This is a genomic window from Flavobacterium sp., assembly GCF_003525665.1.
GTDB lineage: Bacteria > Bacteroidota > Bacteroidia > Flavobacteriales > Flavobacteriaceae > Flavobacterium.
In genome coordinates this window covers 16817-27875 of record NZ_DQDX01000037.1, presented here as the reverse complement: position 1 = coordinate 27875, position 11059 = coordinate 16817, and the positions used below count along the sequence as shown (strand labels likewise).

Genomic DNA, 11059 nt, shown 5'->3' with positions numbered 1-11059 from the left:
ACCCGAAACTTTGAAACCCGAAACAATTAAAATCCTCCACATAGATAGCAATCATCCGTTATTATGGAACCAACTTCAAGAAGCAGGTTTCACTAACGAAGAAGATTTCACTTCCACCAAAGAAGAAGTCGAAGCAAAAATTCAAGACTATAACGGAATTGTTATACGTTCTCGTTTCAAAATTGATAAAACATTTCTTGACAAGGCAACCAATTTACAATTTATTGCTAGAGTTGGAGCAGGTTTAGAAAGCATCGATTGTGATTATGCTACTGCAAAAGGCGTTCACTTAATTGCTGCACCAGAAGGAAATAGCAACGCAGTTGGCGAACACGCACTCGGAATGTTATTATCCTTAATGAATAAATTAAACCGTTCCGACAAGTTAGTCCGCGAAGGAAAATGGATTCGTGAAGGCAATCGCGGTTACGAACTCGAAGGCAAAACCATCGGAATAATTGGCTACGGAAACATGGGAAAATCATTTGCCAAAAAACTCCGCGGATTTGATGTAAAAGTTCTTTGCCACGATATTCTAGAAAATGTATCCGATGAAAATGCCACGCAAGTTTCTCTGCAAGAACTGCAAAAACAATCCGATGTTTTAAGTTTACACATTCCATGGACGCCACAAACCAATAAAATGGTAAATTCTCAATTTATCAATTCGTTCGCGAAACCATTTTGGTTCATAAATACTTCTCGTGGTAATAACGANNGGTAGAAGCATTACAATCAGGAAAAATTCTTGGCGCTGGTTTAGACGTTTTAGAATATGAAAAATTATCTTTCGAAAATCTATTTATCGATTCCGAAAAACCTGCGGCATTCCAGTATTTACTAGAGTCAGATAATGTTTTACTAACACCACACATCGCGGGTTGGACTTTTGAAAGTCATCAAAAATTAGCTCAAACCATTGTCGATAAAATTATAAATTATTATAAAGTATAACTTTTCTAGTAACTTTTGTAGTAATTGTTCGTCTTATTATTAAAATTTTATATTTTAGTAAACTTAAAAACTAACCAAAAAACAAAATTATGGAATCAAGTAAGGTAGATATGTTCATGATGATGAATTCAAAATATTTTGAAGCACATCAATTAGGATTAATTAGAGAAAAATTAGAAAGTCTAGACGAATCTAAATCTAATTTAATTCACAGCATGCAATTTAAAGATCCAACAACAGCATTAATTATTTCAATTTTTGGTGGTGCATATGGTATTGATAGATTCTACATTGGCGATACTGGATTAGGAATTGCAAAACTTTTAACTTGTGGTGGATTAGGTATTTGGGCAATCATTGATTGGTTTTTAATTCAAGGGTTAACTCGTGAGAAAAACATGGAAGCATTCCATAACTATTTATATTAGACCATGACTAAAAACAAGTTGTATGCTATTATTTCTATAGCTTGTTTTTTGGGCTTAGCCTATCTTTTTTACAAAATAAATTATTCCGAAAGTTCTCATTTAACAGTTTGTATTATTAAAAATGTGACAGGTTACGCTTGTCCTTCTTGTGGTACAACTCGTGCGGTTCAACTTTTTCTTCAAGGAGAAATTGCAGCTTCAGTTTTAATGAATCCTTTCGGAATACTTGTTGCTATTTTAATGATAATTTCTCCAATCTGGATTTTATTTGATGTAATTACTAAAAAAGAAACGTTCTTCTTTTGGTATAAAAAAACAGAAGAAATCATCCGAGTAAAATGGATAGCAATACCGTTAATTATTTTAGTACTTCTCAATTGGATTTGGAATATATATAAAGGATTATGATATACGATACTACTTTTCGCTACAAACCAACAGATCACGAAGCTGAAAAAGCATCCAACAGTTATTTAATGTCTTTAGTAGCTTTAGTTGCTGGTTTGCCGTTGCCAATAATCAATTTGTTTGCAACACTTTTCTTCTATATAGCTAACAGAAAAGGAACTTATTTTGTTCGTTGGCATTGTCTTCAAGCCTTGTTTTCGCAGATGGCTTTGCTTTGCATGAATAGTTTCGGGTTTTGGTGGACGATTTCAATTATTTTCGACGGAAAAAAACCAACCAACTATTACTTTGCTTATTTGTTTACGATAATCTTTTTCAACTTATTAGAATTTGTTTCTACTATTTATAGTGCAGTTCAAACACGAAAAGGAATTCATGTACAACAATGGTTTTTTGGAAGTTTAACTAATTTAATTTGTAAGCCAAATGATAAATAAAACAGTAGTTCAAGGATTAGTTATTGTAGTTTTATTCTTCGGAATGTTCTTCGGATTATCAAGAATTGACTTCGTTTCACTATTTGAAATTAAAGAAAGAACCGCTTCTGCAGAGAATAATATTGGCGATTTAATTTGGAATCAAATTCAGGAAACCGAAGATGTAATTCTAAATGATTCTATTGTAAAAACATTAGATAAATTGATTTTACCAATTTGTGAAGCCAACGATATAGAACGTGATTCATTGAAAGTCCACATTATTGATAAAGACGAAGTAAATGCATTTGCTTTGCCTAATAATCACTTAGTTGTTTACACCGGATTGATTGAAGATTGCAAAAAACAAGAAGCACTACAAGGTGTTTTAGGTCACGAAATTGCGCATATCCAAAACAATCACGTGATGAAAAAACTGTCTAAAGAAATTGGATTATCAGTCATTCTTTCTGCTGCAACTGGAGGAAAAGGCGGCGAGATTTTAAAAGAAATTTTAAACACGTTATCATCAACTGCTTACGACAGAACGTTAGAAAAAGAAGCCGACATGGAAAGTGTAAAATATCTATTAGAAGCCGATATCAATCCAGAACCAATGGCCGATTTTATGTATGAATTAGCACAAGAACACGACATGCCAAATGCATTAGAATGGATTTCAACTCATCCCGATTCTGAGGCAAGAGCCAAATATATTTTAGATTATTTAAAAGGAAAGAAATACAAAAAAACACAAACCTTAACCCAAAAAGAATGGGAAGATTATAAGATTTTGATTAGAAATAATAAGGAATAAATAAAAAAAGCTAAACTGAAAAGTTTAGCTTTTTTTATAATTTTGAACACTGAACACTGAACACTGAACACTGAACACTGAACACTGAACACTGAACACTAAAAACTACTCCAGTTTCTCATTCAATTTTCGCTCCAATTCAGCTTGAAATTCTTCCATTACAGGTTTCATAGTGCTTTCTGGAATATCTGCGATTCTTATGTACATTAAGCCATCTATGGCATTGTTGAATAAAGGATCAACATTGAAGGCAACTAAACGTGCATTTTGCTTGATGTATTTTTTAATTAAAACCGGTAATCTTAAATTTCCAGGTTCTAATTCGTCAATGATTTTATCAAATTTATTCAAATCGGCTTCGGCTTCATCGAAGATGAAATCCTTATCAGCATCTTTTAATTTTACTTTAAATTCCTTTTTAGGATGCACATATTGCGCAATGTAAGGATCGTAATAATTAGATTTCATGAACTCAATCATCAACGACTTTGAAAAATCAGTAAATTGATTGCTTATACTTACACCACCAAGTAAAAATTTATGCTCAGGATAACGTAAAGTTGTATGAATAATTCCGCGCCAAAGTAAGAACAAAGGCATTGGTTTTTGTTGGTATTCTTTAACGATAAAAGCACGTCCCATTTCGATAGAACTCTTCATCATATCGTGTAATTCCGTTTCAAATCGGAACAAATCATTCAAATAAAAACCATCCATTCCATATTTAGGAAAAATTTCTGAACCCAATCCCATTCGATAAGCTCCAGCCACTTTTTTTGTGTCTTCATCCCACAAAAACATGTGATGGTAGTATTTATCATATTTATCTAAATCGATAGATTCGTTTGTACCTTCACCAACTTCACGGAAAGTAATTTCTCTCAAACGTCCAATTTCATGAAGAATATTTGGAATTTTATTAGCTTCTGTAAAAAACACTTCATAGTTCTTACTTTGAAAAAATCTTGAATCGGTTTTACGCAATTCTTCCACTTCAGCAATCATTTTTTCCTGACTTGCAGGCGTAACAATTTTCTTCGGACTTTTTGGTGTTTTTAAATTTGGAACCGTCAATAGTTTGCTTTCTTCATTAAAAGAATTGGCCAACATATAGGTTTTCTTTCTCAAAAATTCTGAATATTCCTCGATAGTTTTATGCTCGTTTTGTTCGGCAACCGAAATTGGTTTTCCAACACGAACTTTAATCACGCGATCTTTTTGAGTCAATAATTCCGATGGTAATTTGGCAGTTCTTAAAGTGTCTCCAATTTTAGAAAGCAAATAAAATAACCTACTATTTTTCGCATGAAAATAAATAGGAACAACAGGAACTTGTGCTTTTCTAATTACTTTAATCGCGCCTTCTTCCCAAGCTTTATCAACTACCAATTTTCCGTCTTTGTAAGTAGAAACTTCTCCAGCAGGAAACATTCCAAGAGGTTTTCCATCACTTAAATGACGTAAAGTTTCTTTAATTCCAATCACACTAGATTTAGCATCTTTATGATTTTCAAACGGATTTACCGGCATGATGTATTTCTTCATCGGCTCAATTCTATGCAGCAAGAAATTGGCAATGATCTTGAAATTGGGTTCTTTTTCCAACATCAATTTCAATAATAAAATACCATCAATTCCTCCAAGCGGATGATTGGAAATTGTTATATAGGCACCGTCTTTTGGCAAACGTTTAAAATCTTCTTCAGGAATTTCAAATTTTATCTGAAACTCATCCAAAATAGCATTTAGAAACTCTAAATCACTAAGGTGTTTGTTTCTATCGTATATTTTATTAAGTGTAGAAATTTTCAGGACTTTCATCAGCATCCAACCAGCGAAAGTGCCAAAAACTCCGTATTTATCAGCATTTATAGCTTTTGCAACTTCTTTAGCAGTGACTAAACCCATTCAGTTTTTTTGTTTATTGAGCAAAAACAAAGATAGTAATTCTTTTAAAGGAATTTTTAAAAAATGCAGAATTCCGAAAATGGTTAAAAAACTATTATAATTCTGAATATAATCTTCAATTTTTGCTGTTTTTAATTACTTTTGAAAAAACTATTAAACGCTATCATGAGAATTATATCCTATAATGTAAACGGAATTAGAGCAGCAATTACTAAAGGTTTTCTAGATTGGTTACAGCAAGCCAATCCCGATGTAATTTGTTTGCAAGAAATAAAAGCCCAAGAAGATCAAATCCCAGTTCTTCAAATTGCAGAAGCAGGTTATCCTTTCCAATATTATTTTCCAGCGGAGAAAAAAGGCTATTCTGGCGTTGCAATTTTGTGTAAAACCGAACCCAAAAACGTAGTTTACGGAACCGGAATTCAGCACATGGATTTTGAAGGAAGAAACCTTAGAGTAGATTTCGAAGACGTTTCCATCATGAGTTTGTACTTGCCATCAGGAACCAATATTGACCGATTGGATTTCAAGTTTCAATACATGGATGAGTTTCAAAACTACATCAATCATCTTAAAAATGACGTACCTAATTTAATTATCTGTGGCGATTACAACATCTGTCATGAAGCGATAGACATTCACGATCCAATAAGAAATGCAACGGTTTCTGGCTTTTTGCCTTCAGAAAGAAAATGGCTTGATGGCTTCATGAAATCGGGATTTGTAGATAGTTTTCGTCATTTCAACAAAGAACCACACAACTATTCTTGGTGGAGTTACCGCGCCGGAGCAAGAGGAAATAATAAAGGTTGGAGAATCGATTACAATCTAGTTTCAGAAACTATCAAACATAGAATGACGCGCGCCGTAATTTTACCCGAAGCCAAACATTCAGACCATTGTCCAATTGTGATTGAGATTGATTAGAAGCTTATCGCGCTGTACGTTGCAATCTTTTCATTGAAAATTGGGTTTTTCTAATTAAAAAAAGAGCTTCCGTTGGTCGCTTTTTTTCATCAAGAAAAATTATATTTTTTCAATAAAAAGCTTTCCATTATTATCTGGGCTAGGGCAATCGTTTTCAATAAAACTATTTCTTAAAACTTCTACCTTTCCAAGAAAAACTACCAAAAAGCGAATAAAATCCAACCAAACTACAAAAGAAAGGATAAACCAAACTACTAGCCAACGGAAAAATAAATTTACCTTTTCTCAAATATTGATTCGATTTCAACAACAATAAATAATCCACAAAATATTTAATTGAAAAAACAATTAGTAACTTTTTCCAAGACAATAAACCATAAACCATAAACCATAAACAACAAACCAAAGAAAAATTCATAGCCAAAACCACAACAGCCAAACTCTTAGAATAATAACCAGAATAACCAGTTGTTTTACTAGCCCATCGAACGCGTTGCATAAACAATTTGTACAAATCGTTTTCAGGTTTTGTTTTTACAATGGTATCAGTATTTTTTAAGTAATGTACTTTATCAGCATGTTTTTTTAATGCTTTTTGTAAAAGAAACACATCGTCGCCACTTGCCATTTTGTTGTTTCCACCAAAACCTCCAATTTCATTAAAAAGTTTTTTAGTGTAAGCAAAATTAGCTCCGTTACACATAAACGGTTTTCCAATTCCGAAACTTCCAATCGTCGTTCCTTGCAAACTCAATAAATCCAATTGCTGAAACTGATGAAACCAATTGTTTTGCGTTTTATAAACCACAGCACCAACAACCATTTCGGCATTATTTTTTTGAATAAAATTATCTAAAGTTAGCAGCCAATTTTTATTTACTACACAATCAGCATCAGTTGTAAGAACCCATTCGTGTTTCAAAATTGGAATCGCTCTAGAAATCGCATCTTTTTTTGGTGAATTGGATAAACGTAAATTTTCTAAAAGAGTTGTTTCAATCAATCCATTCTCCATTCTCCATTTGATATAAACGCGTTCCGAAGCATCGGTAGAAAAATCATCTACCATTATAATTTCAAATAAATCCTTCGGATAATTTAGCTTAGAAATTGACTTTAAAAGTTTAGGTAAATTCTTCTCTTCATTCCTAAATGGGACAATTATCGAGAATTTAGTAACAGGTTTTTCATCTGTTCTAATAAAAGTTTTGACCTTATCAAAACCAAATATTAGTTGCAAAATAAACACAACATAAATTACTAAAACAACGAATAATACTATTTCAATCATAAGTGACTATTTTACACGAATTTACACAAATTAAAAGATTTCACGAATATTAATCTTAATGCAACTTAATTTCTTAATGGTTTTAAACTTTACTTCTTTGTGGCAAAATCTTAAAAATCATAACATAATAACTACCAAATACCACAGGCAAAACCACATTTAAAAACCACATAAGCATCGTAACAAAAACTACAATCCATTCGTTAACACCAAGTAATCCAAAGAAATAAATCGCCAAACTTCCTTTTAATGCAAAGTCCAAAAACTGAAAACTCGGAACAACCGAAGCTAAAAAATAGACTGTTGTAATAGTTGCCATTAAAGTTGAATATGGCAAATCGACATCAAATGCCAAAAACAAGAAATAATATTGATGCGAAAAAACCAAGTAACGACAAAATCCTAAAATCAAGTTCTTACGATGAATTCTCTTTGGAATCTCATTGATTTTTTCAATTAAATCTTCAATAGAATAGCCTTTAATTTTGATTTTTTTAGTGAAATAAGAAAACAGAAAGAAGGCAATTGTAATAGCTATTATTCCAAAACTCCAAAGCCAATAACCTAAAATCATCATGCCCAGAATACCAAAAATTCCTGTAGCAACAATTTGAACGCCATTGCAAATTAAATTCAGAAAAATAATTTTTTTAGTATCTTTTTTATCAAAATACAATGCTTTTCCGGCATATTCACCAACACCAACTGGAGTAAAAACACCCAAAGTTAAAGCTGCAAGAACTTGTTTCGTAGCTTCATTTACAGAAATAGGTTTTACAACTTGTGCCAGATTTTGCCATTTCAGAATTTCAAAAAAACGATTCAAAAAACTAAAAAATAAGATAAACGAAATTCCAGTAAATGATTGATTTTTATGAAACAAAACCAAAAATTTATCCCAATCCAATTTGTCATTGGAAGCCAGTTGGTTGTAAATAAAATAAAATGCACCAACAACAATCAAAAGTTTGACTGAAAAAACCAAGAATTGTTTAGCTTTGTGAGGAATTGTAATCATTGGTACAAATGTACTATTTTGAGCTTGAATATCACTCACTAAAAGAAACTGATAACTGTCAACTGAACACTGACAACTGAAAATGGCAAACGAAAGAATAATTTTAGGAATCGACCCAGGAACAACCATCATGGGTTTCGGATTGATAAAAGTAGTCAACAAGAAAATGGAATTTCTGCAGTTGAATGAGTTGATATTGAGTAAATACGACAACCATTACCAAAAATTAAAAGTCATTTTTGAACGCACAATCGAATTAATCGATACTCACAATCCAGACGAAATTGCTATTGAAGCACCATTCTTTGGCAAAAACGTGCAATCCATGTTAAAGTTAGGACGAGCGCAAGGTGTTGCAATGGCAGCCGGACTTTCAAGAGATATTCCAATTACAGAATACGAACCTAAAAAAATAAAAATGGCCATCACCGGAAACGGAAACGCCAGCAAAGAGCAAGTCGCCAAAATGCTACAACAACTTTTAGGATTGAAAACATTGCCAAAAAACCTCGATTCAACCGATGGATTAGCAGCCGCTGTTTGTCATTTCTTCAACTCCGGAAAAGTAGTTGGCGAAAAAAGTTATACAGGTTGGGATGCTTTTGTGAAAAATAATGAAGATAGAGTTAAAAAATAGTTTTCAGTCTCAGTTTTCAGTCTCAGTACTGCAAACTGCGACTGCGACTGAACACTAATAAAATGTCAGGAATCTATATCCACATACCATTTTGCAAGCAAGCTTGTCACTACTGCGATTTTCATTTTTCGACTTCATTGAAGAAAAAGAACGAGATGGTTTTGGCGTTGGCTAAAGAAATTGAAATGCGTAAAAGTGAGTTTCAAGACGAAGTTGTAGAAACCATTTATTTTGGTGGAGGAACTCCATCTATATTAGCGATTGAGGATTTACGATTTTTGATTAATGAAGTATATAAGAATTATGAAGTAACGGAAAATCACGAAATTACAGTCGAAGCCAATCCAGATGATTTGTCAAAAGAACGTATAATCGAATTATCAAATAACAAAATTAACCGACTTTCCATCGGAATTCAATCGTTTTTTGAAGATGATTTAAAGATGATGAATCGCGCTCATAATTCGACGGAAGCCAAAGAATGTCTCGAATTTGCCACACAATATTTCGATAATATTTCGGTCGATTTAATTTACGGAATTCCCGAAATGAGTAACGAAAAATGGCTTCAGAATATCGAAACAGCTTTGTCTTTTAATATTCCACATATTTCAAGTTATGCCTTGACGGTTGAACCCAAAACGGCTTTGCATACTTTTATTCAAAAAGGAATAATTCCACAACCGGATGACGAAGTGGCTCAAGAACATTTTCAGATTTTGGTCGATAAACTATCCGAAAATGATTTTATTCACTACGAATTATCCAATTTTGGAAAGGAAAATTATTTTTCTAAAAACAATTCGAGTTATTGGTTGGGCAAAAAATACATCGGAATTGGTCCTTCGGCTCATAGTTACGACGGAGAAAAAAGAAGTTGGAATGTGTCAAATAATACTTTGTATTTGAAATCAATTCAGGAAAACAAACTACCATTAGAAACCGAAACTTTATCTAAAACCGATAGATATAACGAATATGTTATGACTGGTTTGCGAACTATTTGGGGAATTTCTTTAGGCCGAATTGAAAGCGAATTTGGAAAAACTTATTTAGATTATCTCAACCAACAAGCAGCGAAATATATTGAAGATCATTTGCTTTTTGTAGATGAAAATATTTTACGAACCACCAAAAAAGGAAAGTTTTTGAGTGATGGAATTGCTTCCGACTTATTTTTATTAAATTTGGAATAGAATAGTGCCACAAAGTCGCAAAGACACAAAGTTTTTAATTAAAATCTTAGAGACTTAGTGTCTTTGTGGCAAAAACCGAAATTATATGATTGCATTAATTGAAAATAAATATCAAATCGACCTATCAAAACCCATTGATATTTCCATTCCATTATCCAATACTGATAAAAACCCAATTGCGTGGTACATCGAAAAACCCGAAATTGAACCGGTAAAATTTGGCGATTGGATTGGAAAAGTTTCCGAAGGAAGTTCGACCAATTTCAACAACATTTTCTTCAATCCACACGGACACGGAACGCATACCGAATGTCTCGGACACATTACGCGAGAATTTTATTCGATAAATCAATGTTTGAAACAGTTTTTCTTCACAGCCGAATTGATTTCGATTACACCAGAAAATATAAATGGTGATTTGGTAATTACAAAGGAACAAATTCAACGTCATTTTGTCATTTCGACGCAGGAGAAAACACACACGCAAATCGACAATCCACAAGCAATTATTATTCGAACATTACCAAATTCAGAATCGAAAAAGCATAAAAATTATTCCAAAACCAATCCGCCCTATTTATCGGAAGAAGCGGCAATTTACATTCGAGAAATCGGAATTCAACATTTATTAATCGATTTGCCAAGTGTGGATAGAGAAGAAGACGAAGGAAAATTATTGGCGCATAAAGCATTTTGGAATGTAAAAAATGTAAATAATTTAAACGACGATGCACGATTGAATTGCACAATTACAGAAATGATTTTTGTAGAAGATACTATTCAAGACGGAAATTATATACTAAATCTACAAATTGCTTCGTTTGAAAATGATGCTTCGCCATCAAAACCTATTTTGTATAAAATATGATTTCAGTTTCAACAGACAAATCCAAACTCGATATTCCATTCATTCAAAACTTTTTGAAAGACGTTTATTGGGCTGCAGGAAGAACAACAGAAGAAGTTCAAACCACAATTGATAGTTCGTTTTGCTTTGGAATTTACTTAGACGATAAGCAGATAGGTTTTTGCCGTGTAATCACCGATTATGTGGTTTTT

General features: G+C 32.7%; 11 protein-coding genes and 2 pseudogenes. 10 read left to right on the top strand and 3 right to left on the bottom strand.

Annotated elements, in window-relative coordinates; all coding sequences use genetic code 11:
• Positions 1 to 25: 25 nt before the first annotated feature.
• The 5 genes and pseudogenes from DIU01_RS02855 to DIU01_RS02835 all read left to right on the top strand — a co-directional run bounded on the left by DIU01_RS02855 (position 26) and on the right by DIU01_RS02835 (position 3023).
• A pseudogene (locus DIU01_RS02855) lies at positions 26 to 954 on the top strand (2-hydroxyacid dehydrogenase).
• 89 nt (positions 955 to 1043) lie between these two features.
• Positions 1044 to 1382: a TM2 domain-containing protein gene (locus DIU01_RS02850; RefSeq protein ID WP_290831746.1), complete on the top strand. Its 339-nt coding sequence runs from the start codon at positions 1044 to 1046 to the stop codon at positions 1380 to 1382.
• A gap of 3 nt (positions 1383 to 1385) precedes the next feature.
• Positions 1386 to 1790 carry a DUF2752 domain-containing protein gene (locus tag DIU01_RS02845; protein WP_290831745.1) on the top strand — a complete coding sequence of 135 codons (405 nt, stop codon included), beginning with the start codon at positions 1386 to 1388 and terminating at the stop codon, positions 1788 to 1790.
• Entirely contained in the window at positions 1787 to 2227 is a 441-nt protein-coding gene (locus DIU01_RS02840; protein WP_290831744.1) for a hypothetical protein, read from the top strand. The genes DIU01_RS02845 and DIU01_RS02840 overlap by 4 nt, the downstream gene beginning before the upstream one ends.
• Complete coding sequence (locus DIU01_RS02835; protein ID WP_290831743.1) at positions 2217 to 3023, top strand: M48 family metallopeptidase; 807 nt, start codon at positions 2217 to 2219, stop codon at positions 3021 to 3023. The genes DIU01_RS02840 and DIU01_RS02835 overlap by 11 nt, the downstream gene beginning before the upstream one ends.
• Before the next feature lie 105 nt (positions 3024 to 3128).
• Here the strand turns inward: DIU01_RS02835 and DIU01_RS02830 are convergent, their stop codons facing one another.
• Positions 3129 to 4931, bottom strand: coding sequence for a lysophospholipid acyltransferase family protein (locus DIU01_RS02830; RefSeq protein ID WP_290831742.1), 1803 nt, complete (start codon positions 4929 to 4931; stop codon positions 3129 to 3131).
• A 165-nt stretch (positions 4932 to 5096) separates the two neighbouring features.
• On the opposite strand from DIU01_RS02830, the gene DIU01_RS02825 reads away from it, so the two are divergent.
• Entirely contained in the window at positions 5097 to 5858 is a 762-nt protein-coding gene (locus DIU01_RS02825; protein WP_290831741.1) for an exodeoxyribonuclease III, read from the top strand.
• A 163-nt stretch (positions 5859 to 6021) separates the two neighbouring features.
• Here the strand turns inward: DIU01_RS02825 and DIU01_RS02820 are convergent, their stop codons facing one another.
• Together DIU01_RS02820 and DIU01_RS02815 are read right to left on the bottom strand one after the other, a co-directional pair.
• Entirely contained in the window at positions 6022 to 7149 is a 1128-nt protein-coding gene (locus DIU01_RS02820; protein WP_367221673.1) for a glycosyltransferase, read from the bottom strand.
• 82 nt (positions 7150 to 7231) lie between these two features.
• Positions 7232 to 8167, bottom strand: a complete 936-nt coding sequence (locus DIU01_RS02815; RefSeq protein WP_290831747.1) for a hypothetical protein — start codon at positions 8165 to 8167, stop codon at positions 7232 to 7234.
• Between the two features lie 82 nt (positions 8168 to 8249).
• On the opposite strand from DIU01_RS02815, the gene ruvC reads away from it, so the two are divergent.
• The 4 genes and pseudogenes from ruvC to DIU01_RS02795 all read left to right on the top strand — a co-directional run.
• Positions 8250 to 8804, top strand: coding sequence for a crossover junction endodeoxyribonuclease RuvC (gene ruvC / locus DIU01_RS02810; RefSeq protein WP_035128044.1), 555 nt, complete (start codon positions 8250 to 8252; stop codon positions 8802 to 8804).
• A 62-nt stretch (positions 8805 to 8866) separates the two neighbouring features.
• Positions 8867 to 10000, top strand: coding sequence for a radical SAM family heme chaperone HemW (gene hemW, locus DIU01_RS02805; protein ID WP_290831740.1), 1134 nt, complete (start codon positions 8867 to 8869; stop codon positions 9998 to 10000).
• A gap of 85 nt (positions 10001 to 10085) precedes the next feature.
• On the top strand, positions 10086 to 10868 hold the full coding sequence (locus DIU01_RS02800) for a cyclase family protein (RefSeq protein WP_290831739.1): 783 nt from the start codon (positions 10086 to 10088) through the stop codon (positions 10866 to 10868).
• Positions 10865 to 11059: pseudogene (locus DIU01_RS02795) on the top strand (N-acetyltransferase); the annotation flags it as partial. The gene DIU01_RS02800 and the pseudogene DIU01_RS02795, both read left to right, overlap by 4 nt.

Coding starts and splice junctions, on each gene's coding strand:
- DIU01_RS02850 (WP_290831746.1), top strand. CDS start 1,044: ATGGAATCAAGTAAGGTAGATATGTTCATGATGATGAATTCAAAATAT.
- DIU01_RS02840 (WP_290831744.1), top strand. CDS start 1,787: ATGATATACGATACTACTTTTCGCTACAAACCAACAGATCACGAAGCT.
- DIU01_RS02815 (WP_290831747.1), bottom strand. CDS start 8,167: ATGATTACAATTCCTCACAAAGCTAAACAATTCTTGGTTTTTTCAGTC.
- DIU01_RS02845 (WP_290831745.1), top strand. CDS start 1,386: ATGACTAAAAACAAGTTGTATGCTATTATTTCTATAGCTTGTTTTTTG.
- hemW (WP_290831740.1), top strand. CDS start 8,867: ATGTCAGGAATCTATATCCACATACCATTTTGCAAGCAAGCTTGTCAC.
- DIU01_RS02825 (WP_290831741.1), top strand. CDS start 5,097: ATGAGAATTATATCCTATAATGTAAACGGAATTAGAGCAGCAATTACT.
- DIU01_RS02830 (WP_290831742.1), bottom strand. CDS start 4,931: ATGGGTTTAGTCACTGCTAAAGAAGTTGCAAAAGCTATAAATGCTGAT.
- ruvC (WP_035128044.1), top strand. CDS start 8,250: ATGGCAAACGAAAGAATAATTTTAGGAATCGACCCAGGAACAACCATC.
- DIU01_RS02820 (WP_367221673.1), bottom strand. CDS start 7,149: ATGATTGAAATAGTATTATTCGTTGTTTTAGTAATTTATGTTGTGTTT.
- DIU01_RS02835 (WP_290831743.1), top strand. CDS start 2,217: ATGATAAATAAAACAGTAGTTCAAGGATTAGTTATTGTAGTTTTATTC.
- DIU01_RS02800 (WP_290831739.1), top strand. CDS start 10,086: ATGATTGCATTAATTGAAAATAAATATCAAATCGACCTATCAAAACCC.